At 72.6% G+C, this 19,513-nt stretch carries 22 protein-coding genes; 9 read left to right on the top strand and 13 right to left on the bottom strand.

What is annotated here, in order from left to right; all coding sequences use genetic code 11:
• Positions 1–159: 159 nt before the first annotated feature.
• Together ACFY1T_RS02250 and mca are read right to left on the bottom strand one after the other, a co-directional pair.
• The gene (locus ACFY1T_RS02250; protein WP_390786618.1) at positions 160–390 is read right to left on the bottom strand and encodes a hypothetical protein; all 231 of its coding nucleotides are present in this window, start codon (positions 388–390) and stop codon (positions 160–162) included.
• 2 nt (positions 391–392) lie between these two features.
• Positions 393–1,274 (bottom strand): mycothiol conjugate amidase Mca, encoded by an 882-nt coding sequence (gene mca, locus ACFY1T_RS02255; protein WP_030865479.1) that lies wholly within the window; start codon positions 1,272–1,274, stop codon positions 393–395.
• Positions 1,275–1,396: 122 nt separating this feature from the next.
• Here mca and ACFY1T_RS02260 point away from each other — a divergent pair, with 122 nt between their 5' ends.
• Together ACFY1T_RS02260 and greA are read left to right on the top strand one after the other, a co-directional pair.
• Entirely contained in the window at positions 1,397–1,825 is a 429-nt protein-coding gene (locus ACFY1T_RS02260) for a DUF4307 domain-containing protein (RefSeq protein WP_030865476.1), read from the top strand.
• A 136-nt stretch (positions 1,826–1,961) separates the two neighbouring features.
• A complete protein-coding gene (greA, locus tag ACFY1T_RS02265) occupies positions 1,962–2,459 on the top strand; it encodes a transcription elongation factor GreA (protein ID WP_030865473.1) in 498 nt (165 codons plus the stop codon).
• 123 nt (positions 2,460–2,582) lie between these two features.
• Here the strand turns inward: greA and ACFY1T_RS02270 are convergent, their stop codons facing one another.
• The 4 genes from ACFY1T_RS02270 to ilvA all read right to left on the bottom strand — a co-directional run bounded on the left by ACFY1T_RS02270 (position 2,583) and on the right by ilvA (position 6,428).
• Positions 2,583–3,440, bottom strand: a complete 858-nt coding sequence (locus ACFY1T_RS02270) for an ABC transporter permease (protein ID WP_390786619.1) — start codon at positions 3,438–3,440, stop codon at positions 2,583–2,585.
• A complete protein-coding gene (locus ACFY1T_RS02275; protein WP_390786620.1) occupies positions 3,437–4,402 on the bottom strand; it encodes an ATP-binding cassette domain-containing protein in 966 nt (321 codons plus the stop codon). The genes ACFY1T_RS02270 and ACFY1T_RS02275 overlap by 4 nt, the downstream gene beginning before the upstream one ends.
• A gap of 188 nt (positions 4,403–4,590) precedes the next feature.
• A complete protein-coding gene (locus ACFY1T_RS02280; RefSeq protein WP_390786621.1) occupies positions 4,591–5,100 on the bottom strand; it encodes a hypothetical protein in 510 nt (169 codons plus the stop codon).
• Positions 5,101–5,192: 92 nt separating this feature from the next.
• On the bottom strand, positions 5,193–6,428 hold the full coding sequence (ilvA, locus tag ACFY1T_RS02285) for a threonine ammonia-lyase (RefSeq protein ID WP_390786622.1): 1,236 nt from the start codon (positions 6,426–6,428) through the stop codon (positions 5,193–5,195).
• A gap of 262 nt (positions 6,429–6,690) precedes the next feature.
• Here ilvA and ACFY1T_RS02290 point away from each other — a divergent pair, with 262 nt between their 5' ends.
• The 3 genes from ACFY1T_RS02290 to ACFY1T_RS02300 all read left to right on the top strand — a co-directional run bounded on the left by ACFY1T_RS02290 (position 6,691) and on the right by ACFY1T_RS02300 (position 7,971).
• Complete coding sequence (locus ACFY1T_RS02290) at positions 6,691–7,212, top strand: MarR family winged helix-turn-helix transcriptional regulator (RefSeq protein ID WP_390786623.1); 522 nt, start codon at positions 6,691–6,693, stop codon at positions 7,210–7,212.
• Positions 7,213–7,294: 82 nt separating this feature from the next.
• The gene (locus ACFY1T_RS02295) at positions 7,295–7,723 is read left to right on the top strand and encodes a sigma factor-like helix-turn-helix DNA-binding protein (RefSeq protein WP_390786624.1); all 429 of its coding nucleotides are present in this window, start codon (positions 7,295–7,297) and stop codon (positions 7,721–7,723) included.
• On the top strand, positions 7,720–7,971 hold the full coding sequence (locus ACFY1T_RS02300; protein ID WP_030865459.1) for a hypothetical protein: 252 nt from the start codon (positions 7,720–7,722) through the stop codon (positions 7,969–7,971). The genes ACFY1T_RS02295 and ACFY1T_RS02300 overlap by 4 nt, the downstream gene beginning before the upstream one ends.
• Positions 7,972–8,014: 43 nt before the next feature.
• Here the strand turns inward: ACFY1T_RS02300 and ACFY1T_RS02305 are convergent, their stop codons facing one another.
• Entirely contained in the window at positions 8,015–9,172 is a 1,158-nt protein-coding gene (locus ACFY1T_RS02305; protein ID WP_390786625.1) for a cystathionine gamma-synthase, read from the bottom strand.
• 82 nt (positions 9,173–9,254) lie between these two features.
• Here ACFY1T_RS02305 and ACFY1T_RS02310 point away from each other — a divergent pair, with 82 nt between their 5' ends.
• Entirely contained in the window at positions 9,255–10,361 is a 1,107-nt protein-coding gene (locus tag ACFY1T_RS02310) for a hypothetical protein (RefSeq protein ID WP_390786626.1), read from the top strand.
• Between the two features lie 155 nt (positions 10,362–10,516).
• Positions 10,517–11,182 carry a peptide-methionine (S)-S-oxide reductase MsrA gene (gene msrA, locus ACFY1T_RS02315; protein ID WP_390786627.1) on the top strand — a complete coding sequence of 222 codons (666 nt, stop codon included), beginning with the start codon at positions 10,517–10,519 and terminating at the stop codon, positions 11,180–11,182.
• Between the two features lie 61 nt (positions 11,183–11,243).
• On the opposite strand, the gene ACFY1T_RS02320 is transcribed toward msrA, so the two are convergent.
• Positions 11,244–12,290, bottom strand: coding sequence for an NAD(P)-dependent alcohol dehydrogenase (locus tag ACFY1T_RS02320; RefSeq protein ID WP_390786628.1), 1,047 nt, complete (start codon positions 12,288–12,290; stop codon positions 11,244–11,246).
• Between the two features lie 163 nt (positions 12,291–12,453).
• Between ACFY1T_RS02320 and ACFY1T_RS02325 the strand changes: the two genes are divergently transcribed.
• A complete protein-coding gene (locus ACFY1T_RS02325; RefSeq protein WP_390786629.1) occupies positions 12,454–13,407 on the top strand; it encodes a helix-turn-helix transcriptional regulator in 954 nt (317 codons plus the stop codon).
• Between the two features lie 112 nt (positions 13,408–13,519).
• Here the strand turns inward: ACFY1T_RS02325 and ACFY1T_RS02330 are convergent, their stop codons facing one another.
• Both ACFY1T_RS02330 and ACFY1T_RS02335 read right to left on the bottom strand, forming a co-directional pair.
• On the bottom strand, positions 13,520–14,794 hold the full coding sequence (locus ACFY1T_RS02330; RefSeq protein ID WP_390786630.1) for an Ig-like domain-containing protein: 1,275 nt from the start codon (positions 14,792–14,794) through the stop codon (positions 13,520–13,522).
• 146 nt (positions 14,795–14,940) lie between these two features.
• The gene (locus ACFY1T_RS02335) at positions 14,941–15,219 is read right to left on the bottom strand and encodes a hypothetical protein (RefSeq protein WP_390786631.1); all 279 of its coding nucleotides are present in this window, start codon (positions 15,217–15,219) and stop codon (positions 14,941–14,943) included.
• Positions 15,220–15,392: 173 nt separating this feature from the next.
• Between ACFY1T_RS02335 and ACFY1T_RS02340 the strand changes: the two genes are divergently transcribed.
• Entirely contained in the window at positions 15,393–15,782 is a 390-nt protein-coding gene (locus ACFY1T_RS02340; protein ID WP_390786632.1) for a hypothetical protein, read from the top strand.
• 90 nt (positions 15,783–15,872) lie between these two features.
• Here ACFY1T_RS02340 and hutH read toward each other — a convergent pair whose 3' ends face one another.
• From hutH to ACFY1T_RS02355, 3 genes are all read right to left on the bottom strand, one after another.
• Positions 15,873–17,414, bottom strand: coding sequence for a histidine ammonia-lyase (hutH, locus tag ACFY1T_RS02345; protein ID WP_030865420.1), 1,542 nt, complete (start codon positions 17,412–17,414; stop codon positions 15,873–15,875).
• 82 nt (positions 17,415–17,496) lie between these two features.
• The gene (locus tag ACFY1T_RS02350; RefSeq protein ID WP_390786633.1) at positions 17,497–18,612 is read right to left on the bottom strand and encodes a diguanylate cyclase domain-containing protein; all 1,116 of its coding nucleotides are present in this window, start codon (positions 18,610–18,612) and stop codon (positions 17,497–17,499) included.
• Positions 18,613–18,708: 96 nt separating this feature from the next.
• A complete protein-coding gene (locus ACFY1T_RS02355; RefSeq protein ID WP_390786634.1) occupies positions 18,709–19,491 on the bottom strand; it encodes an enoyl-CoA hydratase/isomerase family protein in 783 nt (260 codons plus the stop codon).
• Positions 19,492–19,513 lie beyond the last annotated feature (22 nt).

A 19,513-nucleotide genomic window follows, 5' to 3' on the forward strand; every position in this document is an offset into this window, starting at 1 on the left:
CCGCCGCCGATCGCCCCGAGGGGCGGGGGCGAGCCGCGGGAGGGGGCGGGGCGAGCCGCGGGCAGCGTGCTTTCGCCGCCCCGCCCGTGGCACGGGCGGGCGGCGGGGCAGCGCCCGCAGCCCGGGCGCGAGGAGCCGGTCCGCCGCTGGAGCGGCTCCTTACGGGGCCTTCTCCGCCGCCGGGGCGGCGGCCGCGGCTCCCGCTTCCGGGGCCTCCTTGAAGTCGACCCGGCCCATGTGCCGGCTCATCGACTTCATCAGGCCCCACACCGCCAGGGCGAGGGCCGCGAACACGATGAAGCCCAGGACTCCGGGGGTCACCTTGTTCTTGTCGAAGGTGTCACCCGCGAGCGGAAGGAGCTCGGTCAGTGCTGCGTGCGTAGCGCTCATAGCTACGCATTCTCCCGGATGCCCTCGAAGAGGTCGGACTCGGGGAGGGAAGTGTCGACGAGCGACTTCGCGAGCTCGTACTCCTCCGTGGGCCAGACCTCCTTCTGGATCTCCATCGGCACGCGGAACCAGCCGCCGTCCGGATCGATCTGCGTGGCGTGCGCGATGAGCGCCTTGTCACGGATCTCGAAGAACTCGGCGCACGGCACGTGCGTGGTCAGCGTCCGCTCGGCGCGCTCGAACTCCTTCCAGCGCTCCAGCCACTCCCCGTAGGGGGACTCCATGCCGCGCGAGAGCAGCGCCTCGTGCAGGGCCAGGGTGCGCGGCTTGTTGAAGCCCTGGTTGTAGTAGAGCTTGCGCGGCTGGTACGCCGGGCCGAACTCGGCCTCCGGGTACTTCTCGGTGTCCGCGGCGCCCTCGAAGGCCACCATCGAGATCTTGTGGGTCATGATGTGGTCGGGGTGCGGGTAGCCGCCGTTCTCGTCGTACGTGGTGACGACCTGCGGCCGGAAGGCGCGGATCTTCTTCACCAGGCGGCCGGCCGCCTCGTCCACGTCCTCCAGGGCGAAGCAGCCCTCGGGCAGCGGGGGCAGCGGGTCGCCCTCCGGCAGGCCGGAGTCGACGTAGCCCAGCCATTCCTGCTCGATGCCGAGGATCTGGCGCGCCTCGTCCATCTCCTTGGCGCGGACCTCGTGGATGTTCTCCTCGATGTACTTGTCACCCTGGAGCTTGGGGTTGAGGATCGAGCCGCGCTCACCCCCCGTGCAGGTCACCACCAGCACGGGAACCCCCTCGGACACGTACTTGGCCATGGTGGCCGCGCCCTTGCTCGACTCGTCGTCGGGGTGGGCATGGACGGCCATCAGTCGAAGCTGCTCGGTCAAGACAGGATCCTCTTTGAGTCGTCAGGGCGTTCGCCTCCTATAGTGACCGAATCGGGGGGTGGAAAAATTCCGGGGCTGCCCCCGGGAATCCGCCGGTCCTGCCCTCCCGAAAGGAACGATCAATGAGCGCGGTGCGCGAGGGGCTGCCCGAGGGCCGCTACGGCCGGTCGGCGGATGAGCGGGCGGACCGCAAGCTCAAGATCGTCGGTTCCGTGCTGGGCGTCGGGCTGCTGGGCGTGGTCGGCTGGATCGGCTGGGACTACGTCGCGGGCCAGAGCGTCAGCGCCCAGGTGATCAAGTTCCAGGTGGTCTCGGACTCCGAGGTGAAGGTGCAGCTGGAGGTGCGCAAGGACGCCGGGGTCACCGGGGTCTGCACCCTGAGCTCCCAGAACGAGGAGCACGCCGAGGTGGGCCGCGCGGACTTCACCTTCGCGCAGAAGGACACGCGCGTGGACGAAATGCTCTCGCTGAAGACCACCGGCCGGGCCACGATGATCGAGCTCGTGGGCTGCCAGGCCGCGGGCAAGGGCACCACGCCGACGGCGGGCTGAGCTCTTTCCAGCTCACGGGCCCGATGACACACTTCATACACATGGTGTCCTCCCCCTTTTCTTCCCGAATTGTTAGGCTCGTGGTTTCGCCCGCCGCTGGCGGACAAGTAGTCCCCTGTACCGACGAGGAGCACCCGTGACCCAGACGAGCGAGAGCGTCACCTGGCTGACCCAGGCGGCGTACGACCAGCTGAAGGCCGAGCTGGACTACCTCTCTGGTCCCGCACGCACGGAGATCGCCACCAAGATCGCAGCCGCCCGCGAGGAGGGCGACCTGCGTGAGAACGGCGGTTACCACGCGGCCAAGGAGGAGCAGGGCAAGCAGGAGCTCCGCGTCCGCCAGCTGACGCAGCTCCTGGAGAACGCCAAGGTCGGCACCGCACCCGCCTCCGACGGCGAGGTCGCGCCCGGCACGGTCGTCAAGATCGCCTTCGACGGCGACGAGGACGACACCATGTCCTTCCTGCTCGCCTCGCGCGAGTACGCGTCCTCGGACTTCGAGACCTACTCCCCGCAGTCCCCGCTGGGCACCGGCGTGATGGGCAAGAAGGTCGGCGAGAACGCCGAGTACGAGCTGCCGAACGGCAAGAAGGCCACCGTCAAGATCCTGGACGTCAAGCCCTTCACCGGCTGATCACCCCACGCGTACGGGACAGCCCCCGCCGGACCGGGTCCGGCGGGGGCTTTCCCGTTGCCGCGCGCGGGCGCACGTACGCACGCGAACGCATGTACGGGCCTGCCGTACGCGCCCTCGCTCCTAGGCCGTCGCGGAGCGGTACTTGCGGACCGACAGGGTCCGGAACACCACGATGATCAGCACCGACCACAGGACCGAGGCGAGCACCGGGTTCTGCATCGGCCACGCCGCGGGGGCCTCGTACCCGGGCGGGAAGTTGCCGAACAGCTGCCGGGCCGCCTGGACGGTGGCGCTGAACGGGTTCCACTCCGCGATGGTCCGCAGGAACGGCGGCATGTTCTCGGAGGGGACGAAGGCGTTCGAGATGAACGTCAGCGGGAAGAGCCAGATCAGCCCGCCCGAGGTGGCCGCCTCCGGGGTGCGCACCGACAGGCCGATCAGCGCGCCGATCCAGGAGAACGCGTACCCCAGCAGGAGCAGCAGGGCGAAGCCCGCCAGCACTTCGCCGGCGCTCGTGTGGGTGCGCCAGCCGACGAGCAGGGCGACGACGGCCAGGACGACCAGGGTGAGCGTGGTCTGGACGAGGTCGGCCAGGGTACGGCCGGTCAGGACCGCGCCGCGGGCCATGGGCAGCGAGCGGAAGCGGTCGATCAGGCCCTTGTGCATGTCGTCCGCGATGCCCGCGCCCGCGCCGGCCGTGGCGAAGGTGACGGTCTGGGCGAAGATGCCGGCCATCAGGAACTCGCGGTAGGCGGCGGGCGAGGTGTTGCCGTCCACGCTGATCGAGCCGCCGAAGACGTAGCTGAAGAGCACGACGAACATGACCGGCTGGATGAGCCCGAAAATGATCACTTCGGGGATCCGGGACATCCGGATCAGGTTCCGCTTGGCGATGACCAGGGAGTCGTTGACGCCCTGGGCGATGCCGCCGCGGGGGCGGGGTGCCGCGAGCTCCGGGGCCGCGGAGGGGGTGGTCACTTCTGCGCCTCCTCGTCGTTCAGGGCGGCCGCGTGGCCGGTGAGCGAGATGAACACGTCGTCGAGGGTCGGCCGGCGCAGGGCGATGTCGTCGATCTCGATGCCGCGGGAGTCCAGCTCGCGGATGACCTCGGCGAGCAGCTTGGCGCCGCCGCTGACCGGGACGGTCAGCTTGCGGGTGTGCTGCTCGACGGTGGTCTCGCCCTTGCCGAAGCCGGCGAGGACGGCGCGGGCGTCGTCGATGTGGTCGCGCTCGTGGACGACGACCTCGACGCGCTCGCCGCCGGTCCGGGCCTTGAGCTGGTCCGAGGTGCCGCGGGCGATGACCTTGCCCTGGTCGACCACGCAGATGTCGTGCGCGAGGTGGTCGGCCTCCTCCAGGTACTGGGTGGTGAGCAGCAGGGTGGTGCCGCCGGCCACGAGCTCCTGGATGACCTCCCAGAGCTGCTGGCGGTTGCGCGGGTCGAGGCCGGTGGTCGGCTCGTCCATGAACATCACGGGCGGGCGGACGACGAGTGCGGCCGCGAGGTCCAGGCGTCGGCGCATGCCGCCGGAGTACGTCTTCGCGGTGCGGTCGGCGGCGTCGGCGAGGTTGAACCGCTCCAGCAGTTCGGCGGTCCGGGCCTTCGCCGCCTTGCCCGTCATCTGGTAGAGCCGGCCGACCATGTGGAGGTTCTCGCGGCCGGTCAGGTACTCGTCGACGGCCGCGAACTGGCCGGAGAGGCCGATGGCGCGGCGGACTTCGTCGGGGTGCTTGAGGACGTCGATGCCGGCGACGACGGCCCTGCCGCTGTCGGGCCGCAGGAGGGTGGTCAGGACGCGCACGGCCGTGGTCTTGCCGGCGCCGTTGGGGCCGAGCAGCCCCAGCACGGTGCCTTCGGGGACGTCGAGGTCCACGCCGTCCAGTGCCCGTACCTCGCCGAAGGTCTTGACCAGGCCTTCGGCGTAGATGGCGCCTGGCATAGGGATTCCCCCTGTGATCATCGGGCCAGTAAACCGGTACTTTCCTAGGCAAATCTTAGGGGCGCGGGTCAAGCGACGCCCGGCCGGCGGATGCAGGCCGGGAGCCGCCGGACCGAACGTGCGGGGACGTGCCGGGACGTGCCCGGCGTGCGGGGACGTGCCCGGCGTGCGGGCCGCCGGGCGGTGCGTCAGCCCGCGCCGAGGTAGGTCACGTTGACGGTGAGCAGGCTCTCGGTCGACTTCAGGTTCACCGTGCTCGACTGCTTCGTGCTGCCGATCAGCAGCACCCAGTCCGTCTTCTCGTAGCTCTGCGGCGCCGTCTCCCGCCAGCCGAGGTGCTTGAGCTGCTCGCCCAGCCGCGGCAGGGCCCACTCGGCCTGCTGCGTGGTCGTGACCGCGGTCCAGTCGACCACGCTCGCGTTCTTCGTCGCGTTCGCGTCGCCCGAGCCCTTCCCCTTCTCGGGGTCCAGACCCGCGGCGCGCAGCGAGGACTTGACCTCGTCGTCCACGGCGTCCCGGCCGAGCGGCGCTCCGGTGGCCTTCGGGGACGGTTTGGCCGACTGGGACGCGGCGCCCGCCGGCTTCGGCGCCCCCGCCGCACCGGATCCGTCGGAGGACGAGCAGCCCGCGAGGGCGAGGGCCGCGGACGCGGCCAGAGCGATGACGGCCGCCGTTTGCGGTCTGACGCGAATGTGCACCGAGAGACTCCCACCCCATGTGAACGTGGCCGGGAGTCTCACACAAACGGCCGGATTCCGCACCCCTGTGTCACCGCCGAAGGGGACAAGACCTAACTCATCACCGTGTATCCGGCGGCGTGCAGCGAGCGCGCGACCTCGGCGCAGTGCTCCTGGCCCTTGGTCTCCAGGTGCAGCTCCACCTCCACCTCCGTCAGCCCCAGCCGCGGATCGGTCCGTACGTGGCTCACGTCCAGCACGTTCGCGTCCACCCCCGACAGCACCGCCAGGAGTCCGGCCAGCGCCCCCGGCCGGTCCGCCACGCGCAGCCGCAGCGACAGGTACCGGCCCGCCGCCGCCATGCCGTGCCGCAGGATCCGCTGGAGCAGCAGCGGGTCGATGTTGCCGCCGGACAGGACGGCCACCACCGGGCCGCCGCCCGCGTACAGCTCGGGCCGGCTCAGCAGGGCGGCCACGGGGCTGCACCCCGCCGGTTCGACGACGAGCTTGGCCCGCTCCAGGCAGAGCAGCAGGGCGCTGGAGAGGGCGTCCTCGGAGACCGTGCGGACGCCGTCGAGGAGGTCCCCGATGATGTGGAAGGGGATGTCGCCGGGGCGGCCGACCTTGATGCCGTCGGCCATGGTGACCGGGTTGTCGACCGAGACCGGGTGCCCGACCCGCAGCGAGGGCGGGTAGGCGGCCGCGCCCTCCGCCTGCACGCCGATCACCTTCACGTCCGGCCGCAGCGCCTTCACGGCGACCGCGATGCCCGCCGCGAGGCCGCCGCCTCCGACGCCGACGAGGATCGTGCGCACCTCCGGGCACTGCTCCAGGATCTCCAGGCCGACCGTGCCCTGGCCCGCGATGACGTCGCGGTGGTCGAACGGGTGGATGAACACCGCGCCGGTGCGGTCCGCGTACTCCTGGGCCGCCGCCAGGGTCTCGTCGACGACCTGCCCGTGCATCCGCACCTCGGCCCCGTACTCCTGCGTCGCCGCCACCTTCGGCAGCGGCGCCCCGACCGGCATGAACACCGTCGAGCGCACGCCGAGGAGGGAGGAGGCCAGGGCCACGCCCTGCGCGTGGTTGCCGGCACTGGCCGCGACCACGCCGGCGGCCCGCTGCTCGGGGCGCAGGCCGGCGATGCGCACGTACGCGCCGCGCAGCTTGAAGGAGCCGGTCCGCTGGAGGTTCTCGCACTTGAAGTGGACCGGGGAGCCGGTCAGGGCGGTCAGGTGCCGGCTGTTCTCCATCGGCGTGACGCGGGCGACGCCGGAGAGCATCTTCTGGGCCCCGCGGACGTCGTCGAGGATGACCTGCGGAACGGGCACGGGCACGCGGTAGTTCATGCCGCCAGTCTCGCAGCCCCCGCGGGTCACGGCTCCGGGCGGCCGATCAGGGTCCCGCGGACCGGACGCGTGCCCGGGCGGACGGCTGCCGCGGGGCGGGGATCCGGGGCGCACAGGGGGCGAAATCACGCCATCCGGGACGGGTCCGCCGCCTTGGTTCGTACCGCCCGTATCAGTTCTCGTACGAGGCGTACGGGCCGCCCCACGGCCGCGTACTCTGTCCCCCAACCTTGTCGGACCCACGCGAAGAGAGCTCACGGCCATGCCCTCCAACCCGGCCAATTCCGACCTGCCCACGGCGGCCGATGCGTCCGCCGAAGCCGGGCTCCTCGACGCGCTCCAGCACCAGGTGGCCGTCTTCGCCCGGCGCGCGGAGCAGACCCGCCTGGGCGGGGTCGGCCAGGCCCGCAACTCGATGGACCGCGCCGCGTACCTGCTGCTGAACCGCCTCGACCTGGAAGGCCCGATGGGCGTCAAGGCGCTCGCCGGCGGCATGGGCATCGACTCCTCCACCGTCACCCGCCAGGTCGCGCCGCTCGTCGACAGCGGCCTGGTCAAGCGCACCTCGCACCCGGAGGACGGGCGGGCCGTGGTCCTCGCGCTCTCCCCGCGCGGCCTCTCGCGCCTGGAGGAGGTCCGCTCCTCGCGGCGCGAGCTGATGGCCCGGGTGACGGAGGGCTGGTCCGAGGAGGAGCGCGAGTCGTTCACGGGGCTGCTGACCCGCTTCAACGGCTCGCTGTCGGAGCTGATGGGCGCCGCCTCGGAGGCCGGCCCCGCTTCCTGAGGCCGGGGACGCTCCCCCGGCTCGATCCGGAGTCCGTCCGACCTCTTGGCCGGGTGGTCCCGCTGCCCGCACTATGTGGCCTGTGGAAGCCCACGGGCCGCGCGCCTACGCGGAGTTCGAGGCCTTCGTCGCGGGGGCGGCGGGGCGGCTCCTGCACGTCGCCGTCCTGCTGACCGCCGAGCCGGAGACCGAGCCCGCCGCCGCCCGCCGGCTGCTCGCGGGCGCGCTGGCGCGTACGTACGCGCAGTGGCGCCGGGTGCGCCGCGACGACCCGTACGACCACACCCGCCAGGAGCTGTGCACCGCCTTCGCCCGCACCGGCTGGCGCCACCAGGGAGGCACGGGGCCGCTCGCGCCGCTCGGCCCGCTGGAGCGGCTCGTGCTGGTGCTGCGCGTGTACGAGGGCGTCGCCGAGGAGGTCACGGCCGCCCAGCTGGGGCTGCCGGTCGAGCGGGTGCGGGCGCTGTGCACCCGGGCGGTGGCCGCGGTGCGCTCCCAGGAGGCGGCGTGAGTCCCCCCGACCGCAAGGAGGACCAGGTCAGGCGGCTGCTGGAAGGCCCCCGCCCGGTGGTCCCGGCCGGGCTGGCGGCGAGCGCCGCGGCCCGCGGGGACCGGCTGCTGCGCCGCCGGCGGGCCCTGCGGCGGGCCGGCTGGGCGCTGCTCGCCGCGGCGGCGGTGGCCTTCGCGGTGTGGGCCTCGCTGACCCGCCCGTGGGAGGTGCCGCCGAGCGGTGTCTCCCCGCCCCTGGAGGGCTGGTAGCCACCGCCCGGCGGCTCTCGTCGTGCCGGTGCCGGAGGGGGTCCTAGCCGAGGGCCTGCGTCAGGTCCGCGATCAGGTCGTCGGCGTTCTCGATGCCCACCGAGACGCGGATCAGGTCCGCCGGGACCTCCAGGGCCGAGCCGGCCACCGAGGCGTGGGTCATGCGGCCCGGGTGCTCGATGAGGGACTCGACGCCGCCGAGGGACTCGGCCAGGGTGAAGACCTTGGTGCGGCCGCAGACCGCGACGGCCTCCTCCTCGCCGCCGGCGACCTGGAAGGAGACCATGCCGCCGAAGTTGCGCATCTGCTTGGCGGCGATCTCGTGGCCCGGGTGCTCGGGCAGGCCCGGGTAGAGGACCTTGGTGACCTTCGGGTGGCGCCTCAGCACCTCAACGATCTTCTCGGCGTTCTCCGCGTGCCGGTCCATGCGCACCGCGAGGGTCTTGATGCCGCGCAGCACGACCCAGGAGTCGAAGGGGCCGGCCACCGCGCCCATCGCGTTCTGGTGGTAGGCCAGCTCCTCGCCCAGCGCCGCGTCCGCGGCCACCAGCGCGCCGCCGACCACGTCGGAGTGGCCGCCCATGTACTTGGTCAGCGAGTGCACGACCACGTCCGCGCCGAGCGCGAGGGGCTGCTGGAGGTAGGGCGAGGCGAAGGTGTTGTCCACGACCAGCTTGGCGCCGGCCGACCGCGCGATGTCGGCGACGACGGCGATGTCGGTGATGCCGAGCAGCGGGTTGGAGGGGGTCTCGACCCAGATGACCTTGGTCTTCGGGGTCAGGGCGGCCCGTACGGACTCCGCGTCGGAGGTGTCGGCCACCGACCACTCCACGCCCCAGCGGGAGACGACCTTCGCGAAGAGGCGGAAGGTGCCGCCGTAGGCGTCGTTCGGGATGACCACGTGGTCGCCCGGGGAGAGCAGCGTGCGCAGGAGGCAGTCCTCGGCGGCGAGCCCGGACGCGAAGGCCAGGCCGCGGGCCCCGCCTTCCAGCGCCGCGAGGTTCTCCTCCAGCGCGGTCCGGGTCGGGTTGCCGCTGCGGCTGTACTCGTAACCGCCGCGCAGGCCGCCGACGCCGTCCTGCTTGTACGTGGACACCTGGTAGATCGGGGGCACGACCGCGCCGGTCTGCGGGTCCGCCGTGTTGCCCGCGTGGATCGCGCGGGTCTCGAAGCTCTGGTGCTCGTGGCTGTCGTCGCTCATGGGCAGAGCTTATGGGGTGCCGGGCCGGACGGCGGGGTGGGGCATTGGCCTTCGCGCGGGTGCGTCTGGTTCGCTGGGGGGCATGGAGATTCTGTGGTTCCTGATCGCGCTCGGCCTGCTCGTGGCCGCCTTCAGCCCGTACATACGGCGCAGGCGTGGCAGCGGCCTGCGCCTGGTCGCGCCGGGCAGCCCTGACGCGGCCGACCCCGAGAACTACGGTTTCGCCCGCCAGGAGCACCTGGACATCCGGGTGCCGGGTCCCGACGAGGACCTGATGGACGCCCTGGACGCCGTACAGCGCACCGGACAGTGGCAGGCGGCCTCGCAGCTGCTGGCCGGCACCCCGAAGGAGGGCGAGCTGCGCTGGCAGCGGGTCCAGGCCTTCGGCGGGGCCGCGGCGCTGGAGCTGGTCGCGGAGCCGGGGGTCGGCGCGCGCTGGCTGAAGGCGTGGCGGCTGGAGGCGGAGAAGGACGCGGGCGGCGCGCAGGTGCACGCGGAGCTGCTGGTGCAGCAGGCCTGGCGGCATTCGGGCGGCGTGGGCTCCACGGACCACCGGATCATCCTGGAGGAGGCCCGGGAGGCCTGCCGCAAGGCGGCGCTGCTGGCGCCGGGCGACCCGGTCCCGCACATCACGGAGCTGGCGGTGGCGCGGGCGCTGGGGTACTCGGAGGCGGAGTTCGACGCGCTCTGGGCGAAGGTCATCGACGTCGCGCCCGCCCACATGGGCGCGCACCTGGCGGCGCTGCACTACTGGTGCGAGAAGTGGCACGGCTCGCGGGAGAAGGCGGACGCCTTCGCGCACGCGGCGGCGGCCCGCGCCCCCAAGGGCTCGCTGCTGGCCGCGCTGCCGCTGTTCGCGGTGTACGAGCACGTGCCGGACGTGGTCCTGACGAACTACTGGCGGGGCGCGGTGGTCACCCGGGCCGTCGAGGGCGCGCTGTACGCGGTGCACACCGCACGCCAGGACGACCCGATGCTGGCACACGTACGGCACATGCTGCTGTCGTTCCTGGTGCCGATGGAGCGCTGGGCCGAGGCGATGGAGCAGATCCGCCACATCGACGGCTGCGTGGGCGCCCTCCCGTGGTCGGTCTCCCCGGACCCGGCGGCGCAGTACACCCTGTTCCGCGCCCTCGCGGTGGCCGGCTACGAAGCCAACGGCGGCTCCCCGGCCACCCTCCCCCACTGACCCGCCGCCGGGCGCGGGGCGCCGTACGGACCCGTACGGCGCCGGGGCGGCGGACGCGGGACATGACGAAAGTGTGACGCGGCGGGCGGGGGCGGGGGCGGGGGGAATCCCGGTCCGCCCCCGGCCGTTGAAGGGAGCACCACTAGGAGGGAATCATGTTCTCGTACCGCCGCACGCCCGAGCTCCCCACCCGCGAGGAGGCCCTCCGGGGCCGCGCGACCCCGCAGTTCTCGCTCCCGGACCGGCACACGGTGCTGGGCAACCCGCTCGCCGGGCCCTACCCGGCCGGGCTCCAGGTCGCGGACTTCGGTCTGGGCTGTTTCTGGGGCGCGGAGCGCAAGTTCTGGCAGACCCCGGGGGTGTGGACCACCCTGGCCGGCTACCAGGGCGGGTTCACCGAGAACCCGACGTACGACGAGGTCTGCTCGGGGCAGACCGGCCACACGGAGGTCGTGCGCGTGGTCTTCGATCCGGCGCAGGTCTCGTACGCCACCCTCCTGAAGCTGTTCTGGGAGTCGCACAACCCCACCCAGGGCTTCCGCCAGGGCAACGACGTCGGCACCCAGTACCGCTCGGCGGTCTACACCCACTCCGAGGCCCAGCAGGCGGAGGCCGAGGCCTCCCGCACCGCGTACCAGCAGGTCCTGGCGTCGTCCGGCTACGGCGAGATCACCACGGCGGTCCTCCCGGCGGCGGAGCGCCCCTTCTGGCCCGCGGAGCCGTACCACCAGCAGTACCTGGACAAGAACCCGGACGGCTACTGCGGCATCGGCGGCACGGGAGTCAGCTGCCCGATCGGTGTCGCGCGCGCGGCCGACTGACGAGGGCGCTCCGCCCGGCCGGGCCCCGGGCCGGGCCGGGCCGGCCCCGGGGTGCGGCCCGTCAGATCGTCGAGGCGTCGATGACGAAGCGGTAGCGGACGTCGCTGGACAGGACCCGGTCGTAGGCGGTGTTGATCTCGGACGCGGGGATCAGTTCGATCTCCGATCCCAGGCCGTGCTCGGCGCAGAAGTCCAGCATCTCCTGGGTCTCGGCGATGCCGCCGATCATCGAGCCGGCCAGGGTCTTGCGGCCCTGGATGACCGAGAACAGGTTCAGCTCGACCGGCTCCTCCGGGGCGCCCACGTTCACCAGCGCGCCGTCGACCTTCAGCAGGCCGAGGTACGCGTCGAGGGCGAGCGGGGCCGAGACCGTCGAGACGACCAGGTCGAAGCTGCCGGCCAGCTCCTCGAAGGTGGCCGCGTCGCTCGTGGCGTAGTAGTGCGAGGCGCCCAGCCGCAGGCCGTCCTCCTGCTTGCGCAGCGTCTGCGACAGGACGGTCACCTCCGCCCCGAGGGCCGCCGCGATCTTCACGCCCATGTGCCCGAGCCCGCCGAGGCCGACGATCGCGACCTTCTTCCCGGGGCCCGCCTGCCAGTGCTTCAGCGGGGAGTACAGCGTGATCCCGGCGCACAGCAGCGGGGCCGCCACGTCGAGGGACAGGCCGTCGGGGATGCGGACGGTGTAGTTCTCGTCGACGACGAGGTGCGTCGAGTAGCCGCCGTACGCGGGCTCGCCCGCCTTGTCGCGGGCGTTGTAGGTGCCGGTCATGCCCTCGATGCAGTACTGCTCCTGCCCGCGCAGGCAGTACTCGCACTCCCGGCAGGAGTCGACGAAGCAGCCGACGCCGACGTGGTCGCCGACCGCGAACTTCGTGACGCCCGGACCGACTTCGGCGACGACACCGGCGATCTCGTGCCCCGGGACCATCGGGTAGATGCCCTCGCCCCACCCGTCGCGGACCTGGTGGATGTCGGAGTGGCAGATGCCGGAGTACTTGATCTCGATGAGGACGTCGTGCTCCCCGACGGGACGGCGCGGCACGGTGATGCGCTCCAGCGGGGCCTTCGCGGCGGGGGCGGCGTAGGCGGCGGCCTGGGTGACGGACATGGTGAGGACTCCTCGGACACTGCTGACGGTCTGCGTGCACCGAACGATCCCCGTTCCGGCCGCCGGCAGCCACGCCCCTGTCCTGCCTAGGACCGGCGGTCCTACCCCTGACGGGGTCAGGAACACGGCCCCGGCGCCCGGGCCGCCCGGGGATACTTGCGTCATGGACCAGCTTGATCAGCGTGCCGAACTGGGCGAGTTCCTCCGCTCCCGCCGTGCGCGGCTGCACCCCTCGGACGTCGGCCTGCCGGACCACGGGCGCCACCGGCGCGTACCCGGCCTGCGCCGCGAGGAGTTGGCGCAGCTGGCGGGCGTCTCGGTGGCGTACTACACGCGGCTCGAACAGGGTCACGGGCAGAACGTGTCCGCGGAGGTGCTCGACGCGATCGCCCGCGCGCTGCGCCTGGACGGCACGGAGACGGCCCACCTGACCCACCTGGCCCGCCCCAGGCCCCGCAGGCAGCGCGCGAGGCAGTACCGGGCGGAGCACGTGCGCCCGGAGCTGCGGACGCTGATGGACGCGATGGACGGCGTACCGGCGTACCTCCTGGGGCGGCGGCAGGACGTCATCGGGTGGAACCGGCTGGCGGCGGCGGTGTTCGGGGACTTCGGCCTGCTGCCGCCCCAGGAACGGAACCTGGTGCGGATGGTGTTCCTGGACCCGGCGGCCGCCGAGCTCTACGCGGAGTGGGACTGCCTGGCCTGCCGGGTCGTGAGCGGTCTGCGCATGTACGCGGGCGAGCATCCGGACGACGAGCAGCTGTCGGCGCTGGTGGGTGAGCTGTCGGTGAAGAACGAGGAATTCCGCCGGCTGTGGGCGGCCCACACGCTGGCGGACAACAAGACGCACGGTGTGAAGAAGCTGCGGCACCCCCTGGTCGGCGAACTGTCCCTGTCCTTCGAGACGCTGGCCCTGCCGGGCGACTCGGCGCAGGTCCTGGTCACCTACCACGCGGAGCCGGGCTCGCCCTCGCAGGACGCGCTGCGGATGCTGGCCTCCTGGTCGGCGCCCGCCGCGCCGTCGGCTCCCTCGGCCCCGTCCGCCCCGTCGGCCCCGTCCGCTCCCTCGGCCCCGTCCGCCCCGTCCGCCCCTTCCTCCGACGGGGCCACGGCCTGAGCCGAGGCTCTCCGGTCCCCGGAAACGGCTGATGGCGGGGAGCCTCCGCCGTTTCCGGGGGCTCCCCGCCATCAGCGGGGGTCGGTCGAAACCGCTCGGTCGGGACCGGGGGTCAGGAGGCCGCGCCGGCCTTCCAGTCCGCCCAGCTCATGTTCCAGCCGTTGAGGCCGTTCTCCGGCTTGATGGTCTTGTCCGGCGAGTTGACCACGGTGACCACGTCACCGATGAGCGAGTTGTCGTAGAACCAGGCCGCGGGCTGGCTGGGGTCGTTGGCACCCTGCGTGTCGTTCAGACCGACACAGCCGTGGCTCGTGTTCGCGCTGCCGAAGACCGAGTCCGGTCCCCAGTAGTTGCCGTGGATGAACGTGCCCGACTGGGACAGCCGCATCGCGTGCGGGACGTCCTTGATGTCGTACTCGCCCTTGCCCTCGCTGTTCTTGAAGCCCACGGTGGAGCCGTCCATCCGGGTCTCCTTGAACTTCTCGGAGATCACCATCTGGCCGTTGTACGTCGGGTTCTCCGGGGAGCCCGCCGAGATCGGGATGGTCTTGAGGACCGCGCCGTCCCGGGTGACGGTCATCTTCTTCGTCTTCGCGTCGACGGTCGAGACCTGGCTGCGGCCGATCTTGAAGGTGGCGGTCCGGTTCTGCACGCCCTGGACGCCGGGGGCGCCCTGCACCCCTTCGAGCGCCAGCTTCAGCGTGACGGTGGAGCCGGCCTGCCAGTACTGCTCGGGGCGGAAGTCCAGGCGCTGCTCGCTGAACCAGTGCCCGACGACCTCCTGACCGCTGCTGGACGAGACCGTGATCTTCGACTGGACCGCCTTCTTGTCCTTGATCGGCTTGTTGAAGGTGATCGAGACCGGCATGCCCACGCCGACGGTCTGGCCGTCGTCCGGTATGAACGAGCCGACGAAGCTGTTCTCCGGGGAGACGGTGGTGAAGGACGCGTTCTCGTGCGCCTCCTTGCCGGCCTCGTCCTTGGCGGTGGCCGACAGGGCGTACTTGGTGGAGCGCTTCAGCGCGGCGTCCGGCTTCCAGCTCTTGCCGTCGGCGGCTATCTTGCCGGCCACGGCCGCGCCCTCGGAGGTCTTCAGCTCGACCACCGTGAGGGTGCCGTCGGCGACGGCGACGTTGGCCGCGTCGTTCAGGCCGACATTGGTCGCGCCGTCCTTCGGCGTGATCGTGATCTTGGCCTTGGAGGCGTCCTTGGCGGCGGCCGCGTCCACGTCCGACTGGGACTTGCCGCTGCTCGAGTCCCCGCCCTTGGCCTTGCCGTCGTCGCCACCGCCGCAGGCCGAGAGCACCAGCACGCCACCGAGTACGGCGGAAATGGCCACCAGGGACCTTCTCCGCCGCTTCTTGTCCGTCCTCACACGCCACTCCATCGTTGCCAGAACCCCCGAGCTTCCCCCGGTCACCGCCGGGTGGTGCCCCGATCAAGGCAGGGAGACACGCCCCCTGCCTCGCACCAGTCAACGCACAGAAGGCCCGGATCGGTTCCACATCCGTTTGAATGTGGGCAACCACACGGTCAGGCGTTGTCGGTCGTCTCTTCGTCGTACTCCCCATCTTCCTCGCCCAGGTCCCACTCCATGGACTCGGGGTCGTATTCGACGGGCTCGCTGCTCCAGGAGGCCTGCGCCAGTTCCACCCCGGGGATGTCCGCGACCAGGTCAGTGGGGTCGACGAGGTACGCGAGGGCCTCCGATTCGTCTTCCCGTACCGCCGATTCGGCGTGGCCGCGCTCCTCGTCCGGCATGAACTCGTCGGCTTCGATGTGCGCGAGCGCGGCGCCTGTGAGTGCCTTCACGTCGGGCACCTCCAGCACCAAATCCACACGAAGACGGACGTATCGTGATGTGTCAGAAGGGTTCATACGACGGAGCGTAATCCCGCGGCAGCCCCGACTTTCCCACGACCCGCCCTTGTCCGTAGCATCACCGCACACGGCCAATTCGCTGCGTCCGCAAGGGGGATCGCACCGTGTCCGCACGTCGACCGCTGCTCACCGCTCTCGGGGCGACCAGCCTCCTCGCCGCCCTCTGGTTCGTCCCCTCGGCGAACGCCACCGCACCGGGGTCCGCGGGGGCCGAATCCGCCACGTCCTCCGACTCCGCCGGCTCCTCGGATTCCGGTTCCGGTTCCGGTTCCGGCTCCGCCGCGCCGGATTCCGCGAACACGGCGGGTACCGGGTCGGTCACCACACTGGGACCGGGCGCTTCCGGCGCCACCGCGCAGAGCGCCGGCCAGGTCCCGCTGGGGCTCGCCGACACCGGCGGCATCGACACCACCCCCTACCTGCTGGGCGGCACGCTCTGCCTGGGCCTCGGGGCCGGGTTCGTCACCTACTCCGTGCGCCGCTCGCGCGCGTAGCGCCCCGTACGGGCACACGCCGAAGGGCCGCCCCCGGAGACCTCCGGGAGCGGCCCTTCACGGCACCCGCGCGAAGCGGCGGCCGTACGGCTAGGCGAGCGGGCCCGTCACCGGCTCCACCGCCGCGACCAGACCGCCACTGCGGACGAACGCGTCGGCCGCGGCCAGGTCGGGGGCGAGGAAACGATCCGGCCCGGGACCCTCGACACCGGCCGCCCGGGCCGCCGCGATGGCCGCCCGGCTCGCCGGGGCCGGGGTGAGCCCGTGCCGCAGCTCGATGGCACGGGTGGCCGCGTACATCTCGATCGCGATGATCCGGGTCAGGTTGTCGACGGCGGTACGGAGCTTGCGCGCGGCCGACCAGCCCATCGAGACGTGGTCCTCCTGCATGGCGGAGGACGGGATCGAGTCGGCGGAGGCCGGCACGGCCAGCCGCTTCATCTCGCTGACCAGGGCGGCCTGCGTGTACTGGGCGATCATCAGACCGGAGTCGACGCCGGCGTCGTCCGCCAGGAACGGCGGCAGCCCGTGCGAGCGGTTCTTGTCGAGCAGCCGGTCGGTGCGGCGCTCCGCGATGGAGCCGAGGTCGGCCGCCGCGATCGCCAGGAAGTCCAGGACGTACGCGACCGGCGCGCCGTGGAAGTTGCCGTTGGACTCCACGCGCCCGTCGGGCAGCACCACCGGGTTGTCGACGGCGGAGGCCAGCTCGCGCGAGGCGACGAGGGCGGCGTGCGCCATGGTGTCGCGGCCCGCGCCGGCGACCTGCGGCGCGCAGCGCACCGAGTAGGCGTCCTGCACGCGCGGCGCGGACTCCTCCTGGAAGTGCCCGGTGAGCCCGGAGCCGTTCAGGACGGCGGCCATGTTCGCGGCGGAGGCGCCCTGGCCCGGGTGCGGGCGGATGGCGTGCAGCTCGGGCGCGAGCACCTTCTCGGTGCCGAGCAGCGCCTCGAGGGTCAGCGCGGCGGTGATGTCGGCGGACTTGTAGAGCTTGTCGAGGTCGGCGAGGGCCATGACCAGCATGCCGAGCATGCCGTCGGTGCCGTTGAGGAGGGCGAGGCCCTCCTTCTCCTTGAGCTCGACGGGCTGGATCCCGGCCTCGGCGAGCAGCTCGCCGGCGGGGCGCACGACCCCGTCCGGACCCTCGGCGTCGCCTTCGCCCATCAGGGTGAGCGCGCAGTGCGAGAGCGGCGCGAGGTCGCCGGAGCAGCCGAGCGAGCCGTACTCGTGGACGACGGGCGTGATGCCCGCGTTGAGCACGTCGGCCATCGTCTGCGCGACGGACGGCCGGACGCCGGTGTGGCCGGAGGCGACGGTCTTCAGGCGCAGGAACATCAGGGCGCGGACGACCTCCCGCTCGACGCGCGGGCCCATGCCGGCGGCGTGCGAGCGGACGATGTTGCGCTGGAGCTGGGCGCGCAGCTCGGGGCTGATGTGCCGGGAGGCGAGGGCGCCGAAGCCGGTGGACACCCCGTAGACGGGTTCGGGCTTGGCGGCGAGGGCGTCGACGATCTCGCGGGCGCGGGCGAGGGCGTCGAGCGCCTCGCCGGACAGCTCGATCCGCGCGTTGCCGCGGGCGACGGCGATGACGTCCTCGGCGGTGGTCCCGGACGTCCCCACCACGACAGTGTGCATATCCATATTCAGCACCCTACGGACTGAATCGCTTCATGTCACTAGCGAGTTTCACGGGCGCCCCTTACGTCGCCTGCACGGCTCACGCCCGGCCGCGGAAGCGGCGGCGTTCACCGGCCGCCTCCTGCTGGGCGGCATCGGCCAGGCGGACGACGGCGGTGTCGCGGCCGGCGACGACGGGCTTCGGGGAGCGGGCGGCCTTGGCCTTGTACTGGGCGGCGTCGGCCAGCCGGAACAGCCTGCGGGAGGACTTCACGGGCCCGATCGGGTCCCCGGTGGACGCGACCCCGCAGGCCACGCCCTCCCCCAGCTCCAGCTCGGCGGCGCGCAGGCACAGCTCCTCGGTGACCCGCACCACCTCGTCGGCCGGGGGCCCGACGCTGACCAGGCAGAACTCGTCACCGCCGAGCCGGGCGACGAGAGCGCCGGGCAGCATGGCCCCGCAGAGGCTGAGCACCGACCCGAACCGCTCCAGCAGCCGGTCGCCCATGGCGTGGCCGAGGGTGTCGTTGACCTTCTTGAGCCCGTTCAGGTCGCAGACGACGAGGCTGACCACGGTGGCGGCGCGCCGGTGCTCCTCCAGGGCCTCGTCGAGCCGCATGTCGACGGCCCGGCGGTTGGCGAGGCCGGTCAGCGGATCGGTGAAGGCGAGGCGGCGGGCCTCTTCCAGCCGCTCGTTCTGCGCGAGGCCGGCCGCCACGACGGCCGCCAGGACGGTCGCGAACTCGGCGTCGTCCTCGTCGAAGTCCGCCAGGCCCGCGTCGCGGGCGACGTACAGCTCGCCCCAGGCGCGGCCGCTGAGCACGATGGGCGCGACGACGCAGGTCCCGCGGCCGCGGCGGCGCAGGGCCTCTCCGCGGCGCCCGGGGCGCCCGCCGCCGGCCGCCTCCACCCAGGCGTGCGGGCCGCCGCCGCCGACCCACCGCTCGTGCAGGAACTCGGTGATCTCCGGGAAGTCGTGGACGGGATAGGACTCGTCCTCGGGAAACTCCTCTTCCCCCGCCCGCCGCCCGCCCTCGTTCACGAGTACGCGGAGCCGGCCGCGCTCGCGCTCCCAGGCGGAGATCGCGGCGAACGAGCCGTCCATCGCGAGCCGGGCTCCACGGGCGGCGGCCCGCACGCTGTCCCGCGGTGCGCATGCGGCGGCCATGGCCTGCGCCAGGCCCACGACGGCTCGCAGCCGCCCGTCGACTCCCATCACCCCAGGTTAGGGAGTTTTGTCAGATTTGTCGGGGGTCGGGCCCCCGACACCCCCGGCGCGCGACCCGGGCCCGGCCAGGACGCCCCCGCCCCCCTAGTGCCCGGGCCAGTTCGGGCGGCGCTTCTCGTTGAAGGCCGCCACGCCCTCCGCGCGGTCCCCCGAGAAGGCCACCGTGCGCCAGGCCGCGTCCTCGATCTCCAGCCCCGCCGTCAGGTCCATCCCGTGGCCCAGGCGCAGGGCGCGCTTCGCCGCCCGCAGGCCCACCGGGGAGTTCGCCGCCATGCGGGCGGCCAGCGCAAGCGCCTCGGCGCGGTCCGTGCCCGCCGGGACCACCGAGTCGACCAGGCCCAGCGACAGCGCCTCCGGCGCCTCCACCCGCCGCGCCGTGAAGATCAGCTCCGCCGCGCGCGCCGCGCCCACGCGCCGCGGCAGCAGCTGCGTACCGCCGCCGCCCGGGATCACGCCCACGGAGACCTCCGGCAGGCCGACCACCGCCGTCTCGTCCGCCACGATCACGTCACACGCCAGCGCCAGCTCGAAGCCGCCGCCCAGTGCGAACCCGTGGACCGCCGCGACCGTGGGCATCGGCAGCTCCAGCACGCCCCCGTACGCGCCCCGCGTGGTCGGCCGCTGCCGCACCAGCTCCGCGTCCGAGAGCGAGTTGCGCTCCTTGAGGTCGGCCCCGACGCAGAACGCCCGCTCCACCGCCGACGACAGCACGACCACCCGTACCGAGGCGTCCGCCGCGAGCTCCGCGCACGCGTCGCCGATGGCCCGCGCCATCTCCGTCGACACCGCGTTCATCGCCTTCGGCCGGTCCAGGACCAGCTCCGCGACCCCGTCCTCATGACGGCGCACAGCCACGAACTCAGACACAGCGACCACCGCGACCCTCCCG

This window comes from Streptomyces sp. NPDC001194 (assembly GCF_042896985.1).
Classification (GTDB): Bacteria; Actinomycetota; Actinomycetes; order Streptomycetales; family Streptomycetaceae; genus Streptomyces.